The organism is Marinobacter alkalisoli (genome assembly GCF_045449855.1).
Taxonomy (GTDB): Bacteria; Pseudomonadota; Gammaproteobacteria; order Pseudomonadales; family Oleiphilaceae; genus Marinobacter.
In genome coordinates, this window is sequence record NZ_JBJJLC010000006.1 from 246255 (window position 1) to 271356 (window position 25102).

Below are 25102 nucleotides of genomic sequence, written 5' to 3' on the forward strand. Positions count from 1 at the left end.
CTTCAGGCTCCACCGTGGAAATAGATAACGCGCGAAGATTGAACCGTGCTCTCCACCCATTCCCCCAGCCCTGCAACTTCAAAAGGCGCCGCAAGGTTGTTGGCTGGCAGTTGGTAGCGCCGCTGTTCCGCTTCATCAACCAGCCCCCGCCGCAGCGCCGAGGCAATGCAGGCGATACCGGGAACGCCATGCTCAGCCAGGAATTCACTCCAGGCGCGGGTCCAGTTGGTTTCGTCCGAGGGAGGGGATGCCAGCGAAGAGGCCAGATGGACCCCGTCACCATAGAGGAAGACACGATCAATGCCGTGTCCGGCCCTGACGGCGGCACGGGCGAACCCAAGGGCGGTTTCAGGCGCCTGTGAGGCGTAGGGAGCGCCGGTAATGACCAGCGTGAACGTATGTTTGTCAGCAGGCATCTGTAACGGTTAATTCCGATGAGGTCAGGGGGTAAGTGTACCGAAAGCAAAAGCCCCGGCAAATGCCGGGGCTTTCAGGCCGGATCAATGTTCCGTCATTGATCAGTCGTCGCCGCTGAATGCCATCAGCAGGTGCAGCAGGCTGACGAAGAGGTTGTAGATAGCCACGTACAGCCCCACCGTTGCGATCACGTAGTTACGCTCGCCGCCCTTGATGATCCGGGAGGTCTCGAACAGGATCATGATCGAGGCGAAGATCGTGAAGCCTGCGGATACCGCCAGGTGAAGCACGGAGCTTTGCATGAAGAAAGCCAGCAGCATCGCGCCGATCAGCACAAATGCACCAGCGGTCAGGAAGCTGGACAGGAAGCTGAAGTCTTTCTTGGTGATAAGCGCGGTTGCGGACAGCCCGACAAACGCCACAGCGGTCAGTGTGAGTGCCTGTGCGACGATCTGAGAGGCGCCCCCAGCCACGAGTGCACCGATGATCGGGCCCAGGGTATAACCCATGAAACCGGTCAGTGCGAAAGTCGTGAGGATGCCCCAGGGGCTGTTCTTCAGTTTATAGGTCGCGAACAGCAGGCCGATGTAGCCCACAATCGTGATCAGGAATCCCGGGTGAGTGCCGTTCATGTTCAGGAAGGCAGTCAGGGCCGAGAACGCCAGGGTCATACCCAGCAGCATATAGGTGTTGCGCAACACCTTCATGGCATCTGCGCTGATGCCAGTGGTCGCGCGCTCTGTCTGGGGAGCGGAGTAGGCTCCCTGATTATTGCGAACGCCGAATCGTCTGTCTTCCATTGTCATCTCCGTTGGTAAAACGTCTGGTCACTGACACCACTATAATGTCACAACCACAACTTTCAATCATTTACGACAGAAAAGCACGCATCAGATTCCATTAAATGCAGTTAATGTTGAAAATTTCGGTCAGCTTTATGCAGGGCGTTGACAGGGCAGGCAATTCCGGTATCATGCTCACCGCTGTCGCAATGACGGCGATGGAAAAAACGGTGGGCTGGCAGAGTGGCTGAATGCAGCGGTCTTGAAAACCGCCGAAGGTTAGTAGCCTTCCCGGGGTTCGAATCCCTGGCCCACCGCCATTTTTTCCTGACTTCCTGATTATTCCCCCGATCCTGCATCTTCTCAAAAGCTTTCTGATCACGACGCTTGCCTTACCTCCAGCTCAGGTCCATCCCATCCTCGTGCCAACGGCTTTTGCTGAAGAAACGGTGGAATACGACCCGTTCGTTCTGAATATCGGCCACCTCAGCAAAACAGAATTCCAGTTCCTGCCCCGGCAGTCTCTGGGCCAGCCGTCCCGCGTCCAGTGCACCAAGCGTACCGGGTTTCGGGTACCCGCCAATGGTCTGGCAGTCATTCAGCAACACGATGGGCTTGCCATCGCCAGGGATCTGGACCGACCCCGTTGGGATACCTTCTGAAATAATGCCTGGCGGCACCTGTTCGAGCGCTGGGCCTTCAAGCCGGTACCCCATCCGGTCCGACTGGTTACCCACACGATAAATGCTGGTTGTCAGTCTCAGCAGGTCATCCCGGCGAAACAGAGAATACTGGGCGGATGGAATCAGTCTCAGGGTCAGCCGCTCTGAATAGTTGCCCTGGAATCGCCCCGGAACCCGGCGAGGGATGAATCCGGCATTGCTCTTTGTCGGTGCGAGGAGGTCACCGGGCCCTATTGGTTCGATCCCTTCAATCTGCTCCCTCACAACGACTGAACGCGAACCAAACCAGGTAGCGGTATCAAAGCCACCAGGGGTTGCGAGGTAGGTGACTCTCCCGGTGCGGGTGGGGGCGATGGCGATCACGTCGCCTTTGCGAAGCTGAATGCTCTGCCAGCCATCTCGTGGAGCGTCGTTAATACGGATGCTGGTTGCGGCACCCGCCACGGCGATGACCATGTCGGTCTGCGCCTCGGCTTCAAAACCTCCCAACAGGATTTCCACGCAGGCGCAGTTGGTCGGGTTGTCCAGCAGCTTGTTGGCCCAGTGGTAGCTATGAATGTCCAGAGCGCCGCCAGCTGACAGACCGTGTTTGCGATACCCCCGCCGGCCGCTGTCCTGCACGGTTGCACGCGCGCCGGCATGGATCACCCGAAGCCCTGTCATAGCTCACCGCCCAGATCGATGAATTGTTGCCGGGTAATGGCGCGAAAACGAACCAGGTCACCGACGTTCAGCAGGGACAGGTTGGTGGGGTCGAACAGTTTGACGGGGCTTTTACCGATCAGTTGCCAACCTCCCGGAGAGGCCTTTGGATACACCGCAGTTTGCCGGTTGGCGATACCCACAGAGCCTGCAGGCACATGGGAACGGGGAGTGTCTTTTCGGGGCGTAGCTATGGCCGGGTCGACCTGACCCATAAACGCGAAACCCGGGGCAAACCCCATGGCGTACACGGTGTAGGTGGCGTCGGTGTGGTAATCAATAACGTCTTCAACGCTGAGATTGTTTTCCCGGGCAATCCATTCCAGATCCGGGCCGCTTTCCGGGCTGTAGTACACCGGAATTTCACGGGTGGTCTGACCGGACTGACTCCCGGACAGGTTATCCGGAGCGGTTTTTTCATCCATCTGCAGGGATCTTCTCAAGTGTGCCATGACGCGGCGGAAATCAATCCGAGCCGGGTCGTAGATCACCAGCAGGGTGGTGTAGGAGGGTACGAGATCTACCAGCCAGTCGCTGCTGTCATCCGCCTCGATAAACTCGCACAGCCGGGCAATGCGGCGCGGCAGGGTCTCATCGATGGCATCCGCCAGGGTAATGAGCACGCTGTCTTCGGAGATTGCGGAGATCTTCATTGCGCTGAATGCAGGGCGTCTCGTATGCCGCGCACAGCGGCCAAAGCGCTGTCGTTATCGCCATGGACGCAAAGGCTGTCCGCCGGCAGTTCCAGCCATTGGCCATTGACGCTGTTAATTCCGCCCTTGGTGGCGAACGAAACGGCCTGGTCGATGATGCGCTGGGGTTCATGGTGTACCGCGCCTTGCTGTTTTCTGGACACCAGTTGCCCCTCGTCATCGTAGGCGCGGTCGGCAAAGGCTTCCTTCAGGAGCGGTACGCCGACCTGTCCGGCCAGCTGTTGGTGCCGGCGATAATGGATCGTGACCGGTATCATCAGGGGCAGGTCATCACGGAAGGTTCGGACGGCCTCCATGACCGCCTGCAGAAGGGTGGCGTCCTTCATCATGTCATTGTTCAGTGCGCCATGGGGCTTCACGTAGCTGAGGGTCAGCCCCTCAGCACGGCACAGGCCCTCCAGGGCGCCAAGCTGATACAGCATCAACGCCTGGATTTCCTCTGTGGAATGAGCGATGGATCGCCGGCCAAAGCCAACAAGGTCGTGATAGGAAGGATGGGCGCCGATCTGAACGCCGTGTCGGGCGGCCAGGGCAATGGTACGGCGAATGACCATGGGGTCGCCGGCATGGAAGCCGCAGGCGACGTTTGCCATGTCGATCAGGGGCATGACCTGATCATCCTGACCCATGGTCCATGCGCCGTAACTTTCACCAAGATCGCAGTTCAGTTTCATCGTTGTTGCGCCTTCAGGAAGTCCTGCCCGGGTACACCATGTCTTGTTGCTGCTGCGCCCGGGCGTCGCGCTGCTGGAGCGTTTCCGGGCTGTTATCCGGAAGTGACCAGCCCTGAAGGTTATCTTCAATCAATTGGACCAGGGCATCAATATGCCCGGGCGTTGCGTTCATAGCCGGAATGTAGCTGAAGCCCTCGCCGCCGGATTCCATAAAGTATTCCCGGTTCTCTTCGTTGATTTCCTCAATGGTCTCAAGGCAATCCGAGGAGAAGCCCGGGCAGAACACGTCAATCGAGCGGACGCCCTTGGCGGGCAGGGCCTTCAGGGTTTCGTCGGTGTACGGCTTCAGCCATTCCTCCTTCCCGAAACGGGACTGGAAGGTGGTCTGATACTCGTCCGGCCCGATGCCGAGGCATTCGGCGAGCAACCTGGACGTCTTGTGGCACTCACAATGATAGGGGTCGCCTTTCTTCAGGTACTTCAGGGGAATGCCGTGATAGGAAAGAATCAGCTTGTCATTCCGCCCGTGCTGTTCCCAAAAGGCGCGGATGTGGGCCGCCATGGCTTCGATGTAGGGCGGATAATCCGGATAGTGGGATACGAAGCGGAAATCCGGCAACCAGCGGCGGCGGGTAAAGTCCTTCGCAATAGCATCAAATGTTGAGGCGGAGGTTGAAGCCGAGTATTGCGGGTAGAGCGGTAGTACCATCAGCTTGCGCACCCCCTGGTTCTGCATTTCATCCAGCACCGTGGCAATTGACGGATTCCCATAGCGCATGGCGAACCCGACCACGACCTGGTTGCCGTATTTCTTTTCCAACGTCTTGCGAATACCCTCCGCCTGATTGGCGGTGTGTGTCAGTAGTGGCGAACCCTCTGGTCGCCATATGCTGGCGTAGGCCTTAGCTGACTTTTGCGGCCGTATTCTCAGGATGATTCCATGCAGGATCAGCCACCAAAGCGGCCTGGGCAGTTCCACCACGCGTGGATCGGACAGGAACTCACTGAGATAGCGCCGGAGAGCGGAAGGGGTTGGGGCGTCCGGCGTACCGAGATTGGTGACCAATACGCCAAGCTTCCCGGGGTGTCTGTGGTTGAAGTTCTCTGTTCCTTTGTACTGCATCTGGAATGTCCTGGCTGACGATAGTGGGGAATGGCTCTTCCGGTTTAACCCTTTTTGGCGGCTTGTTGTGCGAGCCTGGGGGCCAGGCCGCGAATGTCATAGCCAGCGCTGTAAGCCTTGGTGAAAATTTCCTCGGCGGAGGTGTCGCGGGCAGAGCTCAGGGCCCAAAGCACGGTGCAACGGGTTCCTGATCGGCAGAAGGCCAGTACGGGTTTGTCAGCCTGCTGGATCATCGGGGCAAACTGGTCCACATCCCGATCGGTGATATTGCCGGATTCCACCGGCATATAGACCCATTCAAGGCCGTGTTCGCGGGCTGCTGCTTCAAGTTCCGCCATCGCCGGCTGGCCCGGCTCTTCCTGGTCCGGACGGTTGGCAACAAGGGTTTTGAACCCCTGCCTGGCAATCTCCGCCACGTCGTCCACGGTGATCTGGGGAGCCACGGTTATCTGATCATCAATCTTTCTCAGGTCCATAATGCAAGCAGGCCTTTGGGTATGAATGGAAGAAATACCGCAATGATGACATAGCACAAAGGATCTTTCAGAGCGGCATGACATTATTTTACCGGATATTCTCTGTCAGGCGCTGCGCCGGCTACGCTCGATCAATTCGAAGATTGCCATACCGGCAATCATTGCCGCCACAAAGATTGCAGCTTTGGCTTTGGCTTCGCCAGCCCCCAGCGCCACCAGGCCCGGTCCCGGACAAAACCCCGCAAGCCCCCAGCCAGCCCCGAACATCAGGCTGCCGACCATCAGGCGGCGGTCAATCTGCTTGTTGGCGGGGAGTTTCATCTCAGCCCCCAGAAAGCTCAGGGTACGTTTACGGGCAACCGTAAAGGCGAATACCCCGACAATGATGGCGCCGCCCATGACAAAGGCCAGCGAAGGATCCCAGGCACCGGCCAGATCCAGAAAGCCCAGCACCTTTTCAGGGTTCGCCATGCCTGAGATGAGCAGTCCAATACCGAAGACCAGTCCTGCACCAAAAGCCGATAATGAGTATTTCATTGGATTATCCTCCGAATACATGTCGAACCAGATAAACGGTCACGAAGCCGGTGGCCATGAAGCACACGGTGGCGACCAGCGAGCGCGGTGACAGGCGTGAGATGCCGCAAACCCCATGGCCGCTGGTACATCCGGAGCCGAAGCGGGTGCCAATTCCCACTAGCAGTCCGGCAAAGATGATCATTGGATAGCCTGCCTCTATCCGGATCTCCGGAAGATCTCCCGCCACGATCCAGATGATTGGAGCGATAACCAGGCCGGCAATAAAAGCGACGCGCCAACCAATATCGCTGCTGCGGGGAGTGAGCAAACCGCCGAGAATTCCGCTGATGCCAGCAATGCGGCCATTCAGGAGAATAAAGCTGGCGGCTGCCAGGCCAATTAAGATGCCGCCGGCCAGGGCGGACCAGGGGGTGAAGCTGTTCCACGCAACGTCGATCATAAAGGCCTCCTTGTGATTACCTTGTGCAGGCCCTGATAATAAATGGAATATGCATAGGTGTAATAGGAATATGCCTGGAGGGATGCAAAAAAGCCCGGCGCTGATGGCCGGGCAGAGGCGTGCGAGTAGTATCCATGAAAGACTTCCAGACAAACCGGCGTCAGCAGGGACACCGGTATAGGGAAGTATTGACCATAATTTGTACACTTCAAGCTACAGTGCCAATAGTTTGAAAACATTTTTTCATATTGATTGAGTGCTTATACTGCCGCCTGTCATTGTGCGGGTCACAGGGGCGCACTATCCACTGAAATTCCCCCTTGCCTGTAATACAATAGAGCCATAATGCAGTTCCAAGCCCCGAGGTTGTCACATGTCTGATGATGAAAACGAAAACAAAGCTCAGGATGATCCGCAACTGGCGGGCAAGATAAAGGATTCCGCGCGCCAGATCTGGCTGGCTGGCCTGGGGGCCTATACCAAGGCCGAAGAGGATGCCGGCCGGTTCTTTGAGAGGCTGGTGCACGAAGGCGAGCAACTGGAGAACAAGACCCGCGGCGTCGTTGAAAAACAGATCAAGACCGTCGAGTATCGTGTTGGCGATGTCCGTGAACGTGCCACCGGCACCTGGGACAGGCTTGAGCATATGTTTGACCAGCGGGTATCCGGGGCGCTGCGCCGATTGGGGATTCATCGCCGCGAAGAAATCGAGGCAATGGAGCGGCGCATTGAAGCGCTGGAATCCGAATTGAGTCGGTTACGGGGTGAGATCGAAGATCACTCAGAGGAGGAGTGACCGGATCAGGGCAGCCAGGCTACAGGTAGTCCTGGCTCATCAGACAGACCTGTTCTTGCTCGTCAGGGCCAAGATAGGGCAGCAACAGCTGCATCATCTGATAGACTCCCCGGCCCGGGTCAACTGCGTCCCGATTATCCAGGTGGGACAGGCTATCGTAACTGCTCCAATAACAGGCCGTTAGCGTCAATTGTTCACACAGGGATGAACGTTGGCTGTCGGTGATGTCCATCATGCCCTGACTCTGGAGACTGCTGCATATCGTGGTAAACGCTGCTGTTTTCTTCTTCAGGATTCGCTTGAAGCGGTTTTGCAGTTGGTCGTGCCGGGACAGGACATTCACCAGATCCTGGTAGAGAAAACGGTACCGCGCCACGGTTTCGAACAGCAGGTGGAGAAAGAAGCTCTGCTGGTCGAGGCTGATTTCCACGTCCTCCGGTACGGACAGCAGGTCCACCATCTCGTCTTCATAGCGATCAAACAATTCCTCGACGATGTCGCCCTTACTCTTGAAATGGTAGTACAGGTTGCCGGGGCTGATCTCCAGCTCGTCGGAGATCAGCAGGGTCGTGACGTTGGGCTCACCAACGCCATTGAACAGCATCAGGCTGGCATCGAGTATACGGTCGCGGGTTTTGATTTTTTTCATGTCGCGGCCTGGTTCAGGAATTAAAGGTCGAAGCGGGCCCAGATCGGGCAGTGGTCCGACGGCCGCTCCATGCCACGGATATCGTAGGATACACCGGCTTCCCTGGCCAATGGCAGAAGGCTGTCGCTGGCCATGATCAGGTCGATACGCAGGCCCCGCTTGGGTTCGCGCTCAAACCCTTTACTGCGGTAGTCAAACCAGCTGAAGGTATCGGCTTCTTCAGGGTGGAGGTGCCGAAAAACATCGGTGTAGCCGCGGCTCTCGACCTGACCAAGCCATTCGCGCTCCTCCGGGAGGAACGAACACTTGCCCGTGCGCAGCCAGCGCTTGGCGTTATCCGCACCAATGCCGATGTCCCTGTCAGTCGGTGAAATGTTCATATCTCCCATGAGCACCACATGGCCGCCTTCCGCTTTCAGGTCATCCAGATAGCGCATGAGATCGCTGTAGAATTTCTCCTTGGCGGGGAACTTGACCGGATGATCCCGGCTTTCGCCTTGTGGGAAATAGCCGTTAATCACGGTGATTTTCTCGCCGTGGGTTGAGAATTGCCCGGTAATCAGGCGGCGCTGGGCGTCTTCGCCATCCCATGGGTAACCTTTGATCACCTTGTCAGGCTCCTGCCGCGATAGCAGGGCGACGCCGTAGTGGGTTTTCTGGCCATGGAAATACACGTGGTAGCCAAGTTCCCGAATCGCTTCGACAGGAAAATCCTGGTCTGTCACTTTGGTTTCCTGCAGCCCGATCACGTCCGGATTTAGGGTATTGATCACCTCTGCCAACTGGTGCAGGCGAGTACGGATACTGTTGACGTTGAAGGAAACGAAGATCATGGGTGATTACTCTCTGATTCGCTGGCTCATTGGCTTGGGCTCAGCGCCGGAGTTTATCACAGCCTGCGAGGGATTCCGCCTTGGCTGAGAGGACGCATTCAGGGAGTCAGTTCACAATTCGCTTGCCGGGTGATTTCATAACGAATGTGGACGGTGTAGTTCTCTTCTCTGGATTTGCGGATATTGCTCAGACCAAAGTAATCGGTGAGGACGCCGGATTCGTTGTAGCCCAGGATGACAGGGTCCACCAGAAAACGGGCAAAAAAGCCGGAGGGCCGTATACGGACGATGTGGGCCACGTCGGTCCTTTCCGTGCTGGCAGGCTCAATGATGAAGCCGTAATGCTCCCCCCGGGTCGGGCCCAGGAACCGGAAGTCGACGGATTGTCCCGCGGTTACTGCGTTCCAGTTGCGACGGATAAGGTTGTCGAAGCCGGCATCCACTACAACAGTCTCATCGAAGGGTACATCATAGTTTTCGACCTCGCCGGATGGGCTTTGCCAGCGGATCCTGAGGGTGTCGTCATCCACGTGCTTTATGGAGAGGGTTTCATCGAAATCCCGTTGCTCAAACTCAATTTCCGGTCGCAGGGCAGAATGCTGGTAGTTAAGTTCTTTGGTGGCGAAGGTATCTCCGTCACCCGGGCGCTGGTAGTCGACAGAGTGTCTATCCGGGTGCCAGAGCCCGCCGATGCATTCTCCCGATACGCGATGTCGTTCCTCGTAAACCGGGGTACCGTCTTCACTGGCCTTACCGATGAAACGGAGCTCTGACTCGGCGGCGGACACCGTGCATGTCATCAGCGACGCCGTAATGAGTGAAACAGCGGATCGAATGTTCATGACGCAAGCTCCGTGTAAACTGCGTTGCGAACCAGCAACAGCAGCGGGAACACCAGTAGCCATCCCAGGGCGAGCGCCAGCAAAGACAGATTCATCAGTGGCAGCTCAACCGCGCCCAGCTGACTGGCAGACCAATAGGCAAACGGCCCGGCCATGGGGGCAAGAACCCACGGCAACCATGGCTTACGGCCGACCCATCGCAGTGAATGGCACAGTGTGGTCATAAATATGGCCCAGATCGCCACCAACCATATCGGTGTCAGCAATACCTCGCCGGTGCCATCGTCCAGAATTCCGGTTTGAAACCAGATGCCGTCCAGAACGCCGCCCACCACCGTGCCAAAACCGATGAATTGTGCTTCGAGCCAGCGGTGCTGACTGATCAGAATAAAATGCATCACCAGGAACACTGCCACGACACCGGCGGCAAGCATTCCTGGGTACAGCACGCAGATCAGCCAGCCGGCCTGAAAAAGCAGAAAGTTCAGGACGTTGCGCAACGTTTCGGAGCGAATCATAAGCTCAGGATATTGTCCCGCTTGTTCCCGGGTTTTGCGAGCATCAACTGGGAGACACCGATGGCGCGTTCACTGAAGCCGGCCTCGCAATAGGCAAAATAGAACTGCCACAGCCTCCGGAAGGCCTGATCGTACCCGTGAGTTTCAAGGCGATGGCTGCTGGCCATGAAGCGCTCGCACCAGTCGTGGAGCGTACGGGCATAATGGAATCCGATGTCCTCAGCGTGGGTCAGCACCAGGTTGCTGCCCTTACGGACAGATTCCAGGATGGCTCCGAAAGAAGGAATGAAACTCCCCGGGAAGATATAGCGCTGGATAAAGTCCACATTCCGCAATGCGCGCTGATAACGTTGCTCCGGCATGTTGATCGCCTGAATCAGCGCCAGTCCGTCCGGTTTGAGTAGCGCGCTGATCTGGCTCAGGTAGCTGTCGAGGAACTGCGGCCCCACGGCTTCAATCATCTCGATGGAGACCAGCTTGTCGAACTGCCCCGTCAGATCACGGTAATCGTCGAACAGCAGGGTAATGCGGTCTTCCAGGGCGGCCTCTGCGACGCGCTGTCTTGCCAGTGTCAGCTGCTCTTCTGAAATCGTTGTGGTGGTAACGTGACAGCCGTAATGCCTGGCAGCGTGAATGGCAAATCCACCCCAGCCGGTGCCGATTTCGATGACCCGGTCACCGGGCTTCAGGTCGAGCTTGCGGCAGATGGTGTCCAGCTTGTGAGCGGCGGCCTCGTCCAGCGTGCTGTCTTTGTCGGGGTAGATGGCGGAGGAGTACATCATGGTCGGATCAAGGAACATCTCAAACAGATCGTTGCCGAGATCGTAATGGGCGCTGATATTTTTGCGGGATCCCGCTTTGGTATTGCGATTGAGCCAATGCAGGCTCTTCAGCGCCGGCCTGGTGATCCAGCTGAAGCGGTCCTCGAATGCATTCATCCGGTCGACGTTGCGGGTAAAGAACCGCAGCAGGGCGACCAGGTCCGGTGAATGCCAGTCGCCAGCCACCCAGGATTCCGCCGCTCCCACGCTGCCGCCGGTAAGCAGGTCTCGCCAGGTGCTGTGATGATGGATGACTAGTTCAGCAGGCGCGTGGCCGGTGTCACCATCGCCAAACACAAGATCGTCATAACCCGATTCGCGAACCGTTAGCAGGCCTTCCTTCAACTGTGCCAGCTGCTGGCACACCAGACTTCTTGCAACGCGACTGGTCAACGGCGCAGGGGGATTGCGTTCGCCGGTTTCCAGTGAGGTATTCAGGTTCTCCATGAGCTGACCCTTCCACTTGTCTTTTCGGTGTTGTTTGTTTCGGTCACATCAAGCCCGGTGTCGCTGTGGCCCAGCCGGTAGGCGGGGTCGGAATTCCGCAGCTTGTCCGGATGGGAGTAAAATGGCGCGCCCTTGAGCTTGAGTTTCAGCGCATGCCAGTAAATGCCGCCTGCGACCTTCAGGGCTTCCAGCGGAAACCGCCTCAGGCTTCGGTGTAACTGTTTACGTGTCAGGGGGGTGCGTTGGACTACCAGGGTGGCGTCAAACTGCTTTTGCCCGCCCTCAAGCACGTTCATGTGAATGCGCAGGTCCGGTCCGCGGAAACTGAACGTCCATTGGTAATGCTGATCCATGCCATTGAAGGGCGACACATGGAAGCGCTTGCTGAAACCGAACCGCTCTGAGCGCCATCCGCTCTGTGTTCTGGTTTCACCGGTGGTTTCCAGGCAATAGACATGGCGCTCATGCCAGGGGGTATTGGTAATCTGGGCGAGAATGACCCTGGGGACAGCGCCGGCCTCGGGTCGATCGCCAGCGGCATAGCAAAAATAGAAACTGACCGGATTGAACACATAGCCAAGGTAGCGCGGGTGGGTGATCAGCTCCACGGCCCCGTCTGGCTGCCATCCGGTTGCCTGCCGGACCTGGCGACGGACAGCCTCCAGAAGATTTCCCGAATCGGGGGCAAAGTAATCCTTGCGGTAAAGCGACAGCCAGTTGAAGCGCTCCAGAGAGAACAGCCGGCTGATGCGGGTTACCCGGTTCCATTCACCGAGGTTCAGCGCCAGCATACCGGTGTTGTAGCTGAACTCATGGCCAACCGGGCTTTTGCGACGGTGGCGGATACTACCTTCCAGCCACTGGCTGGCGAGTGCGCTGGCGGTGTTGTCAGCCCGTTGCATCACCATGGCTAGAGCTCCACACCAAACGCCCTGGTAACACGCAGGGCGCTGCGTACACCGTCTTCGTGGAACCCGTTGAACCAGTAGGCTCCGCAAAAATGGCTGCGGTTCCGGTTACCGATTTCCTTGTATCGGCTCTGGGCTGCCACAGCTTCCAGGGTGAACACCGGGTGGGCGTAGTCAAAGCGTTTGATGACGCGTTCACTGGCGATGTCCTGACTGCGGTTGAGAGTGACGCAGAATGTTTCAGGGGCATCGTGGAAGTTCTGCAGGATGTTCATGTTGTAGGTCACGGAGACCGGCTCGGTGCTGTGGGTGGGAATAAAATAGTTCCAGGCAGCCCAGGCGCGCCGGTTTGATGGCAGTACCGAACGGTCAGTGTGCAGCACCACGTCATTTCGCTGGTAGGCAATCGCTCCCAGGACACTGCGTTCCGCATCTGTCGGGTCTGACAGCATGGCCAGCGCCTGATCGCTGTGGCAGGCGAAGATCACCTGGTCGAATTCGTGTTCCTGATCCCGGGCGGTGAGCAGAACCTTGTCCGGCAACCGCGTGACGGAGGTCACCGGACTGTTCAGGTGGGTACGTTCCCCGAGCCGGTCCATCATTTTGTTCACATACTGCGCGGAACCGCCGGAGATAACCCGCCACGTCGGTCGGTCATCCACCGACAGCATGCCGTGATTGTTGAAAAACTGCAGAAAGAAGCGGATCGGGAACCGTTCCAGCACAATTTCCGGTGCAGACCAGATGGCAGCCCCCATGGGCACAATGTAGTAGTTGCGGAAATAGCGGGAATAGCGGTTCCTGTTCAGGTACTCGCCTAGGGTTTCTTCATCATTGATGGCGCCTGAAGCCAGATCGGCGCGGGTTTCCTGATTGAAGCGGAGAATCTCACGGACCATCTTCAGGAATGGCAGATTCAGCAGGTTGCTGCGTTGGGCAAACAGGGTGTTCAGGTTGGTGCCGTTGTATTGCAGACCATTGGTGTGGCAATCCACGCTGAAACTCATGTCGCTGACTTCCGATGCCACGCCCAACCGATCCATCAGCCTGATGAAGTTGGGGTAAGTCCAGTCATTGAACACAATAAAGCCCGTGTTGACCGGCCACTCCTTCCCGCCGGCCTGAACGTTTTCGGTGTTGGTATGACCACCGGCGTAGTCGTCGGCCTCGAAGAGCTGAACATCGTGGTGTTCCGATAGCAGCCAGGCAGCAGTGAGACCGGAAACTCCGGCGCCAATGACAGCAATGCGCTGACGTGGTTCGTTCATCTGATCATTCCTGTTAAGTGTTGCTCTTCCGGGCCATCGCCGCAGCCATTCGGTCAATGATCCCGCGGGGCAGGGCGCCAAGCAGCCGCAGTGTCCACGTAAAACGCTTGGGAAACGCGATGTCGTGACGCCCCCTGGCTAGTCCGTTCACAATTCGCCGGGCAGCGTCGTCGGCAGTGACCAGGAATGGCATGGGAAAATCGTTGCGGTCTGTCAGGGGCGTTTTCACAAATCCCGGTGACACCACCACGACATCAATGCCTTCGGCAGCCAGATCCGCCCGGAGGGCATACGCGAAATAGCTGAGCGCAGCCTTGGAAGCGCCGTAGCCCTCGGCACGCCCGAAAGGAAACCACCAGGCTGAGGAGCTGACAATCACCAGTGTCGCCGGGCAGCCCTTTGCGCGGGTCCTGCGGAGTGCAGGCAGGGCAATATCCAGACAGCGTGCCGTGCCTGTCATATTGGTGTGCAGATTGTTGGCAATGACATCACTGCTGTAATGGCTGACCTCCAGGTATTCACAGGTACCGGCGTTAAGGATGGCCATGTTCAGGTCGCCATGGCTCTCAAGCCGGGGAGCTATAGACCCGAGCTGTTGCTGGTCGGTGGTGTCCGCAGGCGCAACGGTCACACGATCCGGCGCTACGGCCTGAATGGCCTCCAGAGGTTCCCGCCGACGGCCGGTCAGAATCAGTCTGTGGCCCTGCTCGAGAAGCGCGCGGGAGACCGCTTCACCGATACCGGAACCGGCACCGGTAATCCAGATATTTTCCGGAACCTGGAGTCTGCGACTCATGCCGCGCCCGTCCTGATCCAGCGGATAAAACGACCGATCACCGGAAGGTGTTCGTACAGTAACTGGCCGGCATCGAAATAATCCCGGTGGTATGTGACCTTGCCATTACGGATAACCAGCCGGCTCATACCGTCCACGAGAATCTCCCTGCCACGGCGAATGCGTTTGTGGCGCAGGCGCATGACCCAGGTGATTGCCACATGCTCCCCAGTGATCACGGCGTCGCCGAACTCAAACTCGCAGGACAGCACGTTGGCGTAGGCGCCTGCGAAGTACCGGGTAAGCTGATCCAGTCCGGACATGGAAGACAGCGGATCCTGAAACTGAACATTTTCGCTGTACACCGACGACAGCTTGTTCAGGTTGCCGGCGTCCAGGGAATTGAACAGGTCCCGGAAGCGCTCGAGCGTGCCGGGAACGGAGGAATTCCGGGTGCCAACTTCGATTGCCGGGGCGGTGCTCACAGTTGCTTCCTCTTTTGCGCGTCAAGTTGCCGGGTTTCTTCCTGAATGTGCCTGGGAATCGGATTCAGGTCCCAGATGATACCGAGTCTGGACAGCGCCCAGAGTCCGTACCAGGTAATATCGATTTCATACCAGCGGAAGCCCTGGCGGACCGATTGCGGCCAACGATGGTGATTGTTGTGCCAGCCTTCGCCCAGGGTGAGCAGGGCGAGCCAGAAATTGTTACGGCTGTCGTCCGGAGTATCGAACCGGCGCTTGCCCCACACGTGGGACAGGGAATTGATGGATACGGTGGCATGGAAAAGCACCACCGTGGAGATGAAAAAGCCCCAGGCCAGAAGTTGTAAACCGTTGGTGCCCAGACCAGGAGCCCAGACGGCCAGCGCCTCACCGATGCCATAGATCAGCACTGCGGCGGCGGCTGGAACAAGGGAGTCGAAACGGTTCACGAAGCGCAACTCCGGAAACTTCAGCCAGTCTCTGACGCGCCGCTCGTCCATCGCAAAACCGGCATCACAGGTGAACCATCCGGCATGGGACCACCAGAATCCGCCCTGATGCGGGGAGTGCAGGTCTTGCTCCTGATCGGAATGCTGGTGATGGTGGCGGTGGTGGGCCGCCCACCACAGCGGGCCCCGTTGAGCCGCGCTGGCCCCCAGAATGGCAAACACGAATTGTGTCGTGCGGCTGGTCTTGAAGGTTTTATGGGCGAAGTAACGATGGTAAAACCCGGTTATTGCAAACATCCGTAAAACGAAAAAGCCGACAGCAAAGGCCAGTGCGAATCCGCTGACCCCGGTAAAAAAGGCCAGCAGGCACGCCAGATGAAGTGCAATAAATGGGATAACCCGGATAAAGTTGAACGACCGTGATGTGGCATCGATGTGATCCGAACCGGCGGAGGAATCGAACCATCTCAGAATGTTTGTTAGCCAGTATTGCGCTCGGGTCATACCCAGACTGCCCTTGTTTCGTGAGTAAACTATCGCTGTTTCGTGTTGGGTTGGGCGAGTTTTTGTCCGCTTGCCCTGATCTACGTTTAAACACCTGTTTCTGGATGCACCTTCAATGAAGAATGACCAAATTAACCAGTGCCCGAATATACGCCGCATAGCGGTCGTTGGTTCAGGTCTGGCGGGCCTGTCTGCCGCAATTTTGCTGAAACAGCAAAATCACCAGGTAACGGTGTTCGAAAAAAGCCGCGGCCCCGGCGGTCGTCTTGCCGCCAAACGGGTCACGGGCGGGTCCGCCGACATCGGCGCCCAGTACTTCACCATCCGTAACCCGGACTTCCGGGCGTTTCTCGAACGCTATGCCGGCCCAGACAGTTTCGGCCCCTGGCCGGGACGCCTTGGCTTTCAGCAGTCCGACGGATACTGGCAATCATTCCCGGATGAGCCGCGTTATGTCGGTATTCCCAGGATGACGGCGGTCAGCCGGGCGCTGGCATCGAGCGTTGATGTCCGGGCGGAAGTGCGCATTGCCACAATGGCCCGGGAAGACAGCGGCTGGTTCCTGACCGACACTACCGCGCAGCGCCATGGACCTTTCGATCAGATCATTCTCACCGCCCCGCCTGCCCAGGCCAGGGATCTTCTGGCAGCCAGTGGTTTGCAGGAGTTGGCCCAATCGCTGGATGGTGCCGTTGCCGCCATGCAACCATGCTGGGCGCTGGCGGCTCATTTCAAGGCGGCGCCGTACGACGTATTCGAAGGCTTGCGTCCGGACAATAACGTGCTGTCCTGGGTTGCTAACAACTCCAGCAAACCCGGGCGTGAGGGCGAGGGACAATGGTGGGTACTTCACGCCACGTCACAATGGTCCGCCGCAAATGTGGACACGCCGCCTGCCGAGGTCATCGCGACAATGCTGGAGGCGTTCCGGACGGTAACCGGCACAGATCTTTCCCCGGACGAAACCGTAGCGCATCGCTGGTTATACGCGCGCTCTGACAGCAACGAGCAGCCCGGATGCCTGTGGTTCCCCGGGGAGGGCATCGGGCTGGCGGGGGACTGGCTGTGCGGAGGGCGTGTCGAGGGTGCCTTTGACAGCGCCAGCGCGCTGGTCAGGAGAATGACCCGTTGATCGGCGGTCATTCGTCTGGCCGTGTTACCTCCGGCTGCAGGTAAAAGTGAGTGATGGTGCCGTCACTGAACTTGCTGAAGAATGCACTGACGTCAGTAATCTTGCGCAATGAACGGTGGCGGTTAATCGGATCCCGGACCAGTACCTTGATACCGTTGAAATTGTCCTGGATGTTGGAAAAACGGGCACGCATCGAGCAGGTGACCACGTGGTCCGGCTCCAGGCCGAGTTCTTTCGCCAGCCATTGGCTATGATCGTCCATCTCTTGTGGAGACAGATCTTCCCGGGTATCCAGGTGATTGAGCTTGATGCGATCCACAATGCAGCGGGAGAAACTGTCGGGGTATCGGCGGGCGACCTTGCGAAATGCCTCCCAGAAGAAGTTGTCGGTCAACTCCGCAAAGTACTGCATGTTGCTCAGGCAGGTATCCACCCATTCGAAGCTTTCCGCGTCTTCCAGCACTTCGTTGATGGCTTCGCGCAGGAGCCAGTCGAAGCCCAGGGCAGTCTTGTGAGCGTAGACCTTGCGATACATCTGATGGCGGCTGTAGACAAAATCCTCCAGTGCGCCGAGGCCTTTCTGGGTGATGGCGAGCCCCAGCCAGGGCTCCGACACATCCCACCCGAACCGCAGGTTGCTGAGCAGGTGATCAAGATTGAAGCCGCCAATGGTCACGGATGAGTGGAAGCCATCCCTCAGCATATAGTCCGCCCGGTCCGCGTCGATCTCCCCGGACACGATAGAAGACAGCAGATCCATGACCAGACGGGGGATGTCCGCATGGCTCAGGGCACCGGAGTGGGCATCATCCCCGGCGATGAAGGCCCAGAACGTCCTTGCATGTTTGCGGAATGCCTCACTGGGCTGGACGTCGGTGGTCTCCATGATGCCGATAACGTCCCGGGCATCGAGCCCGGCGGCCCGGATGTCGATATCCTTCAATACCTCATGGGCAACGCGGACCGAATAGTGTTCGTGCTCAAGTTCATCCGGCTGGCTGCTGTGGTAGGTGGAATAATCCACGCCTTCCCACAGGTCTTCAAACCGGTCCCGGCGGGACATCAGATCCCGGATGCGGCGGGCCTGGGTGAACTGGTGAGAGAAACTGGAATGCCCGCTGTCGTGAAGCAGGCAGCCGAGGCGAATGGTTTTGGCCAGGTAATCGATGGCATCCAACTGGCTCAGACTGAGATCGGTTTTCTCGCTGAGCTGCTTTTCCCGCAAGTAAGCGTCAATCATTGAGCGGAACATGCGGGTGCCCACATGCATGACGCCGATACTGTGCAGGAAGCGGGAGTGGGTCGCCCCGGGGAATACAAGGCTGAGAATATCGTTCTGGCAGATGTTGCGCAGGCGCTGGAACAAAGGGTGGTCAATCACCCGTATTTCATGGCGATAGAGTGGAATGCCGCCGTGGACGGGATCCATAATCAGCTTGTCATATGCGCCGAGCAGGTCATTTACTGCGCTTCTCATTGCCTGGTTCTCCCAAAATCATCAAACTTGCCTTGTTATATCACAGGGTCGTGCCAGAATAGGCGTTAAGTACCCGATTTATCCTTTACCGATGGTAGTTTAGGGCAGAAGCCATGACCTCGCGCACCGAGCGCATATTAATTATTGATGCCGACAAAAAGGCACGCACGGAATTGAGCCGGCACCTGGAAGCACGGGGCTTCTACGTGACCGGATGCCCTGACATCGGCACGGCCTTCAACATGTTCGATCAGACCGTTCCTGATGTTATTTTCGCCGACATATTGCCCGCCGAAATCCGTGAACTGGCCTCCAGGCTGGAAGACCTGGAAACATTCACTCCGATAGTGGCCTGTTCCGATACGGCGAACTCAGTTGCTGTGGTGAATGCCCTTCGCGCCGGTGCCGCGGACTTTTTCCTGAAGCATTGTTCCGACGACAAGGCCGCCCTGGACGATGTCATCGGCAAGCTGTTCGACCGGGTGCGAGTGAATCGATTGAACCAACTTTACCGCCTGGAACTGGAGGAAGCCAACCGGGACCTGCGCAACGGGATTGCCGAATTGCGGGCCGATCAGCGGGCAGGGCGCAAGGTGCAACTGCGCATGTTGCCGGACAACGATCAGCGCCTGGCGGACCTCAGCGTGTCTCACCTGATCAAGCCATCCCTGTACCTGAGCGGAGATTTTCTGGACTATTTCCGGATATCGAAAGACAAGGTGCTTGTCTATATTGCCGACGTCTCTGGCCATGGCGCCAGCTCAGCGTTCGTTACGGTATTGCTGAAAAACCTCACCAATCGACTTCAGCGCAACCTTCGGCGCGGGTCCAGTGATGACATCCTGTATCCCGATCGGTTCCTGAGCAGGATCAATTCGGAGCTATTGGATACCGGGCTCGGTAAACACGTAACCGTATTCGTTGGCATAATCTCCGTAAATGAGCGTAAATTGAGTTATGCGGTAGGCGCCCACTTCCCGATGCCGATTCTTTCTTTCGAGGGCGGTAGCACCTCATTCCTGGAAGGAAGCGGGTTGCCTGTGGGGCTGTTTGAAGCGCCGGAGTGGGAAGTATACGAAGTACCGCTTGAGCAGCCGTTTCGGCTCATTCTGTTTTCGGATGGCATTCTGGAAGTTATCCGGGCAAAAAGCCTGGATGAAAAGGAGCAGACACTACTTGAACTCGTGTCGGGAGGTCGTCACACTATCGCATCTCTGAACCAGGCTCTGAATCTTGATGCGATTACAGAGTTGCCGGACGATATCGCGATCGTTTCGGTTACGGATACCGAACCCGGTTCAGAAAACACGTCGTCGAAATAGTGGCAGTGTATAACATGGCTGGTTACAAGATCCTGCAAGCTGAAAATCAGGGTATTTACCTCCTGAAGTTTATTGGGGAAATCCGGCTGAACCTGTGTTCGACGCTGGATAATCTGGTTGAGTCCATCACCCAGGATCCAGACTTCAAAACCGTGGTGATTGATCTTACCGAGTGCGAAATCATCGACAGCACCACCCTGGGGCTGCTGGCAAAGATCGCCATGGCGGCCCAGAAACGAAGCCATTTCCTGCCCACACTGGTATCCACCAACCCTGACATTACCCGAATCATCACTTCCATGGGTTTCGACAAGATTTTCATCATTGTTCGTGAGCCCGCATCCCGGATTGAACAACTCGAGGAAATTCCCGTACTGCGCGCCAGCGAACAACAGGTTCGCGACAAGGTGCTGGACGCTCACCGCGTTCTGATGGGGCTGAACAGCCGCAATCGGGAAGAGTTCAAGAATCTGGTTCGCGCCCTGGAATGTGAAGAACACGGCTGATCACGGCCACGTTTCCTGTGAGTATGGCAGCCGCGACCTCATTCGATCCAATAAAAGAACGGACAACCTATGCCTGATAAAAACGACCCGCAAACAATAGGGGCTTCCTCCACGGGCCGTGATGTTGCAGTGCTGGGCGGCGGCAGTTTCGGTACCGCCATGACCAAGGTGCTGGCGGATAACGGCCACACCGTACATTTCTGGATGCGCGACGAAAACCAGGTACAAGAGATCCGCAGTACCCGCATCAACAGCCGTTATATGCCGGGCATCGAGCTGGTCGGAGATGTCCAGCCGACCACCGACCTGGCGGCTGCCGTCAACAAGGCCGAGGTCGTGTTCCTGGCGATTCCGAGCAAGGCATTTCGGGTCGTTATTCGTGAGCATTGTACGGAATTTGCCGACGACCAGATTGTCATCAGCCTGACCAAGGGTATCGAAGAGCACGGTTTCAAGTTGATGAGTGAAATCCTGCAGGAAGAAATCCCGCGCTGTCGTATCGGTGTACTGAGCGGCCCCAACCTGGCGGGTGAAATCGTCAACAAGGATCTGACCGCCACCGTTATTGCCGCCAAGGATCCGGAAGTGCGCCGCACCGTACAGGACCTGCTCGGATGCGAATATTTCCGCGTCTACGCCAATGTGGACGTTTACGGTGTCGAACTGGCCGGCGCCCTGAAGAACATATATGCCATTGTTTCCGGCCTGGCGTCCGCGCTTGATCTTGGGGAGAACGCCAAGGCGATGCTGATCACCCGTGGCCTGGCGGAAATGAGCCGGTTTGCCGTCAGTCTTGGCGCCAATCCGATGACCTTTATGGGGCTGGCCGGTGTCGGCGACCTGATTGTGACCTGTACCTCGTCGAAAAGCCGGAACTATCGGGTCGGTTACGCGGTCGGTAAAGGCAAGAAGCTCGACGATGCCGTTGCGGAGCTGGGGCAGGTGGCCGAAGGCATTTACACCCTGAAGCTGGTCAAGGAAAAGTCTGAGGCTATTGGTATCTACATGCCTCTGGTCCGTGGCCTCTACGAGATTCTTTACGACTCCGCCTCTATCAGTGCGGTCATTAACAGCCTGATGATGTCGGTTCAGAACTCCGATGTGGAATTTATTCTGCCCCGGACCATAGCCAATAACCAGTGACAGCCGGAGGTGGCCCTTGCATCTGATTGTCATGCGTCATGGTGAAGCCGGGTGGCACACCATCGATCAGGAACGTGAGCTGACCGAAGCAGGGCGCGCATCGGTCGCCACCGTTGCGGCAGACATCGCCGAATCACCCTGGCGCCCGGAGGCTGTCTGGTGCAGCCCGCTGGTCCGCGCGAGGCAGACGGCGGCCATCATGTCCGAAATTATCAACTGCCCGGTTATTGAAAAGGACTTCATAACGCCGGATGACGACCCCGGCCGCTGTCTCGACGAATTGCTCGAGGCATCGATATCACCCTTGATGCTGGTGTCGCACATGCCATTTGTGGGTGCGCTGTCTACCTTGCTGGTGGATGGGCACCGTCGTGGTATTCCGTTCATGACTTCCCAGGCAATATTATTGGAAATGCCGGTAGTAGGACCGGGTTGCGCCGATATCCGGGCTCAGTTTCTGCCCTGAGTGGGGCGAGTCAAAGCCAACAGAGAGCACCCGAATCATTTATGTACAGTTTCCCGATTGATTACATCGAACCCGTATTCCGTCCGCCCAGCGAGGCCAAGTCCCTCATCCTGCCTGTCACCAATGGGTGCTCCTGGAACAAGTGCACCTTTTGCGAAATGTACACTCAGCCCCAGAAGAAGTTCCGGGCGAGGAAGCCGGAGGATGTTCGCGCCGATATCGATAAGGCTGCACGTAGCCTGGGCAGCGTTCGCCGCGTGTTTCTGGCGGACGGTGACGCCATGGTGCTGCCCACTCGCCGGCTGCTTGAAATCCTCGCGGACCTGAAAGCAGCGTTTCCGGATCTCCAGCGGGTATCGAGCTATTGCCTGCCAAGAAACCTGGCCAAAAAATCCGTAGAAGAGCTTACCCAACTGCGGGAGGCAGGGCTGAAGATTCTGTATGTTGGTATGGAATCCGGTGACGATGAGATTCTGCGTCGGGTCAACAAAGGGGAAACCGGTGAATCCACCCGGTCCGCCCTGCTGAAAATCCGCGAATCGGGCCTGACCAGTTCGGTGATGGTTCTCAATGGTCTTGGCGGTGAAGCCCTGTCAGAGCAGCACGCCATCAACACCGCGAAACTCTGCAGTGACACCCAGCCGGATTATCTGTCCACACTGGTGGTGAGCTTTCCGCAGGGTGAGGAACGATTTCGTGAGGGATTTGGCGATGATTTCGTACCACTGAACCAGGACGGTCTGTTTCGTGAGATCCGCCTGTTTCTCGAACACCTGGAGTTGGACCGGACGATCTTCCGCAGTGACCACGCCTCCAACTACCTGGTATTGAAGGGCACACTCGGGCGCGACAAGCAGCGGCTGCTGGACGAAGTGACTCTGGCGATCTCCAGTCCCGGCACTGCGGCCTTGCGGCCGGAATGGATGAGAGGGCTTTGAACCATGGCACATAAGCCGGAGAGCATTGCGAAGCAGGTTGAGCAATCGGGTGACTCAGGCAAGGGCCTGCCCCCGCTGGACAAGTGGCATCCGGAGTTGTCCGGGGACATCGATATCCGCATCACCCGGGACGGACAATGGATCTATGAAGGCGAGCCTCTCGCCAGAGAGGCCATTGTCCGGCTGTTTTCAACCATCCTTCGCCGTGAAGACGATGACCATTATTACCTGGTAACGCCCGTCGAGAAGTGGCGCGTCCAGGTGGAAGATGCGCCACTGCTTGCCCACACCCTGGAGGTGAAGGGGCAGGGAACTGACCAGACGCTTTACCTGACCACCAATGTGGGTGAAACCCTGGCTGTTGGCAACGAACATCCACTGAGTGTCGGGCGTTATCCCGGCAGCGACGAGCCGCGCCCGGTGGTGTTTGTACGGCATGGCCTGGAGGCCAGGCTGGTCACAGCAGCGTATTACGATCTGGCGGAGCATGTCAGCGAGGGTCAGGCGGATGACGGCTCGCCGATACTGGGAGTGTGGAGCGGCGGAAATTTTTATGAAATCGGGCAGGGGAGTTGAAAAGACTGACATCGCCCCAAATAACTGACGGTAGAAAAGGCAGTCCTACAATTGTTAAACTGTATTTTCGATCTTGTTACCGAGCCTGGCTCTCTAACGAGGCCCGGTGGTCGTTAGTCCCTCTGTGCAGTATGGCTGTTCATGAATACTTGCGATTACCCAAATTCAATTAAACAGTCATTGCGACACGCAAGGAGATCACATGGCCCAACCTCGTGTTGTCACCATCCATTACACACTCACTAATGACCAGGGTGAGCAGCTTGACTCTTCCCGTGTAGAAGGTCGTGAGCCTCTGTCTTATGTGGAAGGTGCACAAAACATTATCGGCGGACTGGAAAACGCGCTGAACGAAAAAAACGCCGGTGACCAGGCTAAAGTTACTGTCGAGCCCGGTGAAGGCTACGGTGAAGTTAACGAAGAACTGATCCAGCCGGTTCCCCGTTCTGCATTTGAAGGCGTTGATACCATCGAGCCGGGCATGCAGTTCCAGGCACAGACTCCGGGCGGCCCTCAGGTTGTTCGTGTAGTTGAAGTTGGCGACGAGACCGTCACCATCGATGCCAACCACCCGCTGGCTGGCCAGACTCTGCACTTCGACGTAGAAGTGGTAGAGACTCGTGATGCGACCGACGAAGAGCAAGAGCACGGCCACGTGCACTAAGCTTTTCCGAAGCGTTATCGAAGAACGGCTCCTTGTGAGCCGTTTTTTTATGTCTGCAGGTTTTGTCGGATTACGGCTTCGCCTAATCCGACACCCCAAACAAAAAACGACCCATAATGGGCCGTTTTTTGTACCGGAAACCGAACTTACATGTTCGGATAGTTGGGCCCGCCGCCACCTTCCGGAGTCACCCAGTTGATGTTCTGGGCAGGATCCTTGATATCACAGGTCTTGCAGTGAACACAGTTCTGGGCGTTGATCTGGAACTTCTTGCCGCTGCCGTCTTCGGCTTCAACCACCTCGTATACGCCGGCCGGGCAGTAACGCTGCGCGGGCTCGTTGTACTTGGGCAGGTTGTCCTTCAGCGGAATGTCCGGATCGGTCAGTTTCAGGTGAACCGGCTGATCTTCCTCGTGGTTGGTGTTGGAAATGAACACCGACGACAGCTTGTCGAAGGTCAGGGTGTTATCCGGTTTCGGGTAATCGATCTTCTTGGCCTCGGACGCCGGCTTCAGGGTGGCGTAATCCGGGATGGTGTCGTGCAGGGTGAACGGCAGGCTGCGATGCAGGATGTTCTGCTCGAAGAAGGCGATGCCGCCGCCAACCACATTACCGAATTTGTGCATGGCCGGGCCAAAGTTGCGCTCGTCATACAGTTCTTTGTAGAGCCAGCTGTCCTTGAAGCGATCGGCAAAGCTGGTGATTTCCTCACCGGACTTGCCTTCCTTCAATGCTTCGAACACCGCTTCCGCGCCCAGCAGGCCAGATTTCATGGCGGTGTGGGAGCCCTTGATCTTGGAGAAATTCAGGGTGCCGGCATCACAGCCCAGCAACAGGCCACCCGGGAAGCTCATCTTCGGCAGGGAGTTGAAGCCGCCCTTGGTGATGGCGCGGGCACCGTAGGAAACACGCTTGCCGCCTTCCAGATACTGTTTGAACTCCGGGTGCAGCTTGAGGCGCTGGAATTCATCGAACGGGCTCAGGTGCGGATTGCTGTAGGACAGGTCGGTGATCAGGCCGACATAGACCTGGCC

The 25102-nt window shown here is 57.3% G+C and carries 30 protein-coding genes and 1 tRNA gene; 10 read left to right on the forward strand and 21 right to left on the reverse strand.

Annotated features, from left to right (window positions below):
* Positions 1–2: 2 nt before the first annotated feature.
* Positions 3–416 carry a sulfurtransferase complex subunit TusD gene (gene tusD, locus ACJO5Y_RS04580; RefSeq protein ID WP_406985246.1) on the reverse strand — a complete coding sequence of 138 codons (414 nt, stop codon included), beginning with the start codon at positions 414–416 and terminating at the stop codon, positions 3–5.
* A 102-nt stretch (positions 417–518) separates the two neighbouring features.
* Positions 519–1217, reverse strand: coding sequence for a Bax inhibitor-1/YccA family protein (locus tag ACJO5Y_RS04585; protein WP_406985247.1), 699 nt, complete (start codon positions 1215–1217; stop codon positions 519–521).
* A gap of 211 nt (positions 1218–1428) precedes the next feature.
* Between ACJO5Y_RS04585 and ACJO5Y_RS04590 the strand changes: the two genes are divergently transcribed.
* Positions 1429–1519, forward strand: a tRNA-Ser gene (locus ACJO5Y_RS04590).
* A 72-nt stretch (positions 1520–1591) separates the two neighbouring features.
* On the opposite strand, the gene ACJO5Y_RS04595 is transcribed toward ACJO5Y_RS04590, so the two are convergent.
* The 7 genes from ACJO5Y_RS04595 to ACJO5Y_RS04625 all read right to left on the reverse strand — a co-directional run bounded on the left by ACJO5Y_RS04595 (position 1592) and on the right by ACJO5Y_RS04625 (position 6549).
* On the reverse strand, positions 1592–2545 hold the full coding sequence (locus ACJO5Y_RS04595; RefSeq protein WP_406985248.1) for a 5-oxoprolinase subunit C family protein: 954 nt from the start codon (positions 2543–2545) through the stop codon (positions 1592–1594).
* Positions 2542–3237, reverse strand: a complete 696-nt coding sequence (gene pxpB, locus ACJO5Y_RS04600) for a 5-oxoprolinase subunit PxpB (RefSeq protein WP_406985249.1) — start codon at positions 3235–3237, stop codon at positions 2542–2544. The genes ACJO5Y_RS04595 and pxpB overlap by 4 nt, the downstream gene beginning before the upstream one ends.
* Entirely contained in the window at positions 3234–3971 is a 738-nt protein-coding gene (locus tag ACJO5Y_RS04605; RefSeq protein WP_406985250.1) for a 5-oxoprolinase subunit PxpA, read from the reverse strand. Before ACJO5Y_RS04605 ends, pxpB begins: the two co-directional genes overlap by 4 nt.
* Positions 3972–3984: 13 nt before the next feature.
* Entirely contained in the window at positions 3985–5094 is a 1110-nt protein-coding gene (gene hemH, locus ACJO5Y_RS04610) for a ferrochelatase (RefSeq protein ID WP_406985251.1), read from the reverse strand.
* A gap of 44 nt (positions 5095–5138) precedes the next feature.
* Complete coding sequence (locus tag ACJO5Y_RS04615) at positions 5139–5570, reverse strand: protein tyrosine phosphatase family protein (RefSeq protein WP_406985252.1); 432 nt, start codon at positions 5568–5570, stop codon at positions 5139–5141.
* A gap of 105 nt (positions 5571–5675) precedes the next feature.
* A complete protein-coding gene (locus ACJO5Y_RS04620; protein ID WP_406985253.1) occupies positions 5676–6107 on the reverse strand; it encodes a DUF6691 family protein in 432 nt (143 codons plus the stop codon).
* A gap of 4 nt (positions 6108–6111) precedes the next feature.
* Positions 6112–6549 (reverse strand): YeeE/YedE family protein, encoded by a 438-nt coding sequence (locus ACJO5Y_RS04625; RefSeq protein WP_406985254.1) that lies wholly within the window; start codon positions 6547–6549, stop codon positions 6112–6114.
* A gap of 373 nt (positions 6550–6922) precedes the next feature.
* Between ACJO5Y_RS04625 and ACJO5Y_RS04630 the strand changes: the two genes are divergently transcribed.
* Positions 6923–7345, forward strand: coding sequence for a phasin family protein (locus tag ACJO5Y_RS04630; RefSeq protein ID WP_406985255.1), 423 nt, complete (start codon positions 6923–6925; stop codon positions 7343–7345).
* A 19-nt stretch (positions 7346–7364) separates the two neighbouring features.
* Here ACJO5Y_RS04630 and ACJO5Y_RS04635 read toward each other — a convergent pair whose 3' ends face one another.
* From ACJO5Y_RS04635 to ACJO5Y_RS04680, 10 genes are all read right to left on the reverse strand, one after another.
* Positions 7365–7994, reverse strand: coding sequence for a TetR/AcrR family transcriptional regulator (locus tag ACJO5Y_RS04635; protein WP_406985256.1), 630 nt, complete (start codon positions 7992–7994; stop codon positions 7365–7367).
* A 20-nt stretch (positions 7995–8014) separates the two neighbouring features.
* The gene (xthA, locus tag ACJO5Y_RS04640; protein ID WP_406985257.1) at positions 8015–8827 is read right to left on the reverse strand and encodes an exodeoxyribonuclease III; all 813 of its coding nucleotides are present in this window, start codon (positions 8825–8827) and stop codon (positions 8015–8017) included.
* A gap of 98 nt (positions 8828–8925) precedes the next feature.
* Positions 8926–9669 carry a hypothetical protein gene (locus ACJO5Y_RS04645; protein WP_406985258.1) on the reverse strand — a complete coding sequence of 248 codons (744 nt, stop codon included), beginning with the start codon at positions 9667–9669 and terminating at the stop codon, positions 8926–8928.
* Positions 9666–10187, reverse strand: a complete 522-nt coding sequence (locus ACJO5Y_RS04650) for a DUF2878 domain-containing protein (RefSeq protein ID WP_406985259.1) — start codon at positions 10185–10187, stop codon at positions 9666–9668. Before ACJO5Y_RS04650 ends, ACJO5Y_RS04645 begins: the two co-directional genes overlap by 4 nt.
* Complete coding sequence (locus tag ACJO5Y_RS04655) at positions 10184–11455, reverse strand: class I SAM-dependent methyltransferase (protein WP_406985260.1); 1272 nt, start codon at positions 11453–11455, stop codon at positions 10184–10186. Before ACJO5Y_RS04655 ends, ACJO5Y_RS04650 begins: the two co-directional genes overlap by 4 nt.
* The gene (locus ACJO5Y_RS04660) at positions 11443–12363 is read right to left on the reverse strand and encodes a DUF1365 domain-containing protein (RefSeq protein WP_406985261.1); all 921 of its coding nucleotides are present in this window, start codon (positions 12361–12363) and stop codon (positions 11443–11445) included. Before ACJO5Y_RS04660 ends, ACJO5Y_RS04655 begins: the two co-directional genes overlap by 13 nt.
* A 2-nt stretch (positions 12364–12365) precedes the next feature.
* Positions 12366–13631 (reverse strand): NAD(P)/FAD-dependent oxidoreductase, encoded by a 1266-nt coding sequence (locus ACJO5Y_RS04665; RefSeq protein WP_406985262.1) that lies wholly within the window; start codon positions 13629–13631, stop codon positions 12366–12368.
* Between the two features lie 13 nt (positions 13632–13644).
* Positions 13645–14427: an SDR family NAD(P)-dependent oxidoreductase gene (locus ACJO5Y_RS04670; protein ID WP_406985263.1), complete on the reverse strand. Its 783-nt coding sequence runs from the start codon at positions 14425–14427 to the stop codon at positions 13645–13647.
* Positions 14424–14891 (reverse strand): nuclear transport factor 2 family protein, encoded by a 468-nt coding sequence (locus ACJO5Y_RS04675; protein ID WP_406985264.1) that lies wholly within the window; start codon positions 14889–14891, stop codon positions 14424–14426. Before ACJO5Y_RS04675 ends, ACJO5Y_RS04670 begins: the two co-directional genes overlap by 4 nt.
* Complete coding sequence (locus ACJO5Y_RS04680) at positions 14888–15844, reverse strand: acyl-CoA desaturase (RefSeq protein WP_406985265.1); 957 nt, start codon at positions 15842–15844, stop codon at positions 14888–14890. The genes ACJO5Y_RS04675 and ACJO5Y_RS04680 overlap by 4 nt, the downstream gene beginning before the upstream one ends.
* A gap of 115 nt (positions 15845–15959) precedes the next feature.
* Between ACJO5Y_RS04680 and ACJO5Y_RS04685 the strand changes: the two genes are divergently transcribed.
* Positions 15960–16976, forward strand: a complete 1017-nt coding sequence (locus ACJO5Y_RS04685; protein WP_406985266.1) for an NAD(P)/FAD-dependent oxidoreductase — start codon at positions 15960–15962, stop codon at positions 16974–16976.
* A 7-nt stretch (positions 16977–16983) separates the two neighbouring features.
* On the opposite strand, the gene ACJO5Y_RS04690 is transcribed toward ACJO5Y_RS04685, so the two are convergent.
* The gene (locus tag ACJO5Y_RS04690; protein ID WP_406985267.1) at positions 16984–18453 is read right to left on the reverse strand and encodes an HD domain-containing protein; all 1470 of its coding nucleotides are present in this window, start codon (positions 18451–18453) and stop codon (positions 16984–16986) included.
* A 113-nt stretch (positions 18454–18566) separates the two neighbouring features.
* On the opposite strand from ACJO5Y_RS04690, the gene ACJO5Y_RS04695 reads away from it, so the two are divergent.
* The 7 genes from ACJO5Y_RS04695 to ACJO5Y_RS04725 all read left to right on the forward strand — a co-directional run bounded on the left by ACJO5Y_RS04695 (position 18567) and on the right by ACJO5Y_RS04725 (position 24068).
* Positions 18567–19775, forward strand: coding sequence for a PP2C family protein-serine/threonine phosphatase (locus ACJO5Y_RS04695; protein WP_406985268.1), 1209 nt, complete (start codon positions 18567–18569; stop codon positions 19773–19775).
* A gap of 14 nt (positions 19776–19789) precedes the next feature.
* Complete coding sequence (locus tag ACJO5Y_RS04700; protein ID WP_406985269.1) at positions 19790–20281, forward strand: STAS domain-containing protein; 492 nt, start codon at positions 19790–19792, stop codon at positions 20279–20281.
* 69 nt (positions 20282–20350) lie between these two features.
* A complete protein-coding gene (locus ACJO5Y_RS04705; protein ID WP_406985270.1) occupies positions 20351–21424 on the forward strand; it encodes an NAD(P)H-dependent glycerol-3-phosphate dehydrogenase in 1074 nt (357 codons plus the stop codon).
* A 16-nt stretch (positions 21425–21440) separates the two neighbouring features.
* Positions 21441–21890: a SixA phosphatase family protein gene (locus ACJO5Y_RS04710; protein ID WP_406985271.1), complete on the forward strand. Its 450-nt coding sequence runs from the start codon at positions 21441–21443 to the stop codon at positions 21888–21890.
* A 41-nt stretch (positions 21891–21931) separates the two neighbouring features.
* The gene (locus ACJO5Y_RS04715) at positions 21932–22828 is read left to right on the forward strand and encodes a radical SAM protein (RefSeq protein WP_406985272.1); all 897 of its coding nucleotides are present in this window, start codon (positions 21932–21934) and stop codon (positions 22826–22828) included.
* A 3-nt stretch (positions 22829–22831) separates the two neighbouring features.
* Complete coding sequence (locus tag ACJO5Y_RS04720; protein ID WP_406985273.1) at positions 22832–23404, forward strand: DUF1285 domain-containing protein; 573 nt, start codon at positions 22832–22834, stop codon at positions 23402–23404.
* A 202-nt stretch (positions 23405–23606) separates the two neighbouring features.
* Positions 23607–24068: an FKBP-type peptidyl-prolyl cis-trans isomerase gene (locus ACJO5Y_RS04725; protein WP_406985274.1), complete on the forward strand. Its 462-nt coding sequence runs from the start codon at positions 23607–23609 to the stop codon at positions 24066–24068.
* Positions 24069–24214: 146 nt separating this feature from the next.
* Here ACJO5Y_RS04725 and ACJO5Y_RS04730 read toward each other — a convergent pair.
* On the reverse strand, positions 24215–25102 hold an 888-nt coding region (locus ACJO5Y_RS04730; RefSeq protein WP_406985275.1), incomplete at its 5' end, for an electron transfer flavoprotein-ubiquinone oxidoreductase.

What these genes read in the sequence shown, in the direction of transcription:
- ACJO5Y_RS04720 (WP_406985273.1), top strand. Translation starts at nt 22,832, where the DNA reads ATGGCACATAAGCCGGAGAGCATTGCGAAGCAGGTTGAGCAATCGGGT.
- ACJO5Y_RS04635 (WP_406985256.1), bottom strand. Translation starts at nt 7,994, where the DNA reads ATGAAAAAAATCAAAACCCGCGACCGTATACTCGATGCCAGCCTGATG.
- ACJO5Y_RS04725 (WP_406985274.1), top strand. Translation starts at nt 23,607, where the DNA reads ATGGCCCAACCTCGTGTTGTCACCATCCATTACACACTCACTAATGAC.
- ACJO5Y_RS04685 (WP_406985266.1), top strand. Translation starts at nt 15,960, where the DNA reads ATGAAGAATGACCAAATTAACCAGTGCCCGAATATACGCCGCATAGCG.
- ACJO5Y_RS04605 (WP_406985250.1), bottom strand. Translation starts at nt 3,971, where the DNA reads ATGAAACTGAACTGCGATCTTGGTGAAAGTTACGGCGCATGGACCATG.
- ACJO5Y_RS04690 (WP_406985267.1), bottom strand. Translation starts at nt 18,453, where the DNA reads ATGAGAAGCGCAGTAAATGACCTGCTCGGCGCATATGACAAGCTGATT.
- hemH (WP_406985251.1), bottom strand. Translation starts at nt 5,094, where the DNA reads ATGCAGTACAAAGGAACAGAGAACTTCAACCACAGACACCCCGGGAAG.
- ACJO5Y_RS04585 (WP_406985247.1), bottom strand. Translation starts at nt 1,217, where the DNA reads ATGGAAGACAGACGATTCGGCGTTCGCAATAATCAGGGAGCCTACTCC.
- ACJO5Y_RS04705 (WP_406985270.1), top strand. Translation starts at nt 20,351, where the DNA reads ATGCCTGATAAAAACGACCCGCAAACAATAGGGGCTTCCTCCACGGGC.
- ACJO5Y_RS04660 (WP_406985261.1), bottom strand. Translation starts at nt 12,363, where the DNA reads ATGGTGATGCAACGGGCTGACAACACCGCCAGCGCACTCGCCAGCCAG.
- ACJO5Y_RS04645 (WP_406985258.1), bottom strand. Translation starts at nt 9,669, where the DNA reads ATGAACATTCGATCCGCTGTTTCACTCATTACGGCGTCGCTGATGACA.
- tusD (WP_406985246.1), bottom strand. Translation starts at nt 416, where the DNA reads ATGCCTGCTGACAAACATACGTTCACGCTGGTCATTACCGGCGCTCCC.
- ACJO5Y_RS04670 (WP_406985263.1), bottom strand. Translation starts at nt 14,427, where the DNA reads ATGAGTCGCAGACTCCAGGTTCCGGAAAATATCTGGATTACCGGTGCC.
- ACJO5Y_RS04620 (WP_406985253.1), bottom strand. Translation starts at nt 6,107, where the DNA reads ATGAAATACTCATTATCGGCTTTTGGTGCAGGACTGGTCTTCGGTATT.
- ACJO5Y_RS04625 (WP_406985254.1), bottom strand. Translation starts at nt 6,549, where the DNA reads ATGATCGACGTTGCGTGGAACAGCTTCACCCCCTGGTCCGCCCTGGCC.
- ACJO5Y_RS04680 (WP_406985265.1), bottom strand. Translation starts at nt 15,844, where the DNA reads ATGACCCGAGCGCAATACTGGCTAACAAACATTCTGAGATGGTTCGAT.
- ACJO5Y_RS04695 (WP_406985268.1), top strand. Translation starts at nt 18,567, where the DNA reads ATGACCTCGCGCACCGAGCGCATATTAATTATTGATGCCGACAAAAAG.
- ACJO5Y_RS04630 (WP_406985255.1), top strand. Translation starts at nt 6,923, where the DNA reads ATGTCTGATGATGAAAACGAAAACAAAGCTCAGGATGATCCGCAACTG.
- pxpB (WP_406985249.1), bottom strand. Translation starts at nt 3,237, where the DNA reads ATGAAGATCTCCGCAATCTCCGAAGACAGCGTGCTCATTACCCTGGCG.
- xthA (WP_406985257.1), bottom strand. Translation starts at nt 8,827, where the DNA reads ATGATCTTCGTTTCCTTCAACGTCAACAGTATCCGTACTCGCCTGCAC.
- ACJO5Y_RS04655 (WP_406985260.1), bottom strand. Translation starts at nt 11,455, where the DNA reads ATGGAGAACCTGAATACCTCACTGGAAACCGGCGAACGCAATCCCCCT.
- ACJO5Y_RS04700 (WP_406985269.1), top strand. Translation starts at nt 19,790, where the DNA reads ATGGCTGGTTACAAGATCCTGCAAGCTGAAAATCAGGGTATTTACCTC.
- ACJO5Y_RS04595 (WP_406985248.1), bottom strand. Translation starts at nt 2,545, where the DNA reads ATGACAGGGCTTCGGGTGATCCATGCCGGCGCGCGTGCAACCGTGCAG.
- ACJO5Y_RS04615 (WP_406985252.1), bottom strand. Translation starts at nt 5,570, where the DNA reads ATGGACCTGAGAAAGATTGATGATCAGATAACCGTGGCTCCCCAGATC.
- ACJO5Y_RS04665 (WP_406985262.1), bottom strand. Translation starts at nt 13,631, where the DNA reads ATGAACGAACCACGTCAGCGCATTGCTGTCATTGGCGCCGGAGTTTCC.
- ACJO5Y_RS04650 (WP_406985259.1), bottom strand. Translation starts at nt 10,187, where the DNA reads ATGATTCGCTCCGAAACGTTGCGCAACGTCCTGAACTTTCTGCTTTTT.
- ACJO5Y_RS04715 (WP_406985272.1), top strand. Translation starts at nt 21,932, where the DNA reads ATGTACAGTTTCCCGATTGATTACATCGAACCCGTATTCCGTCCGCCC.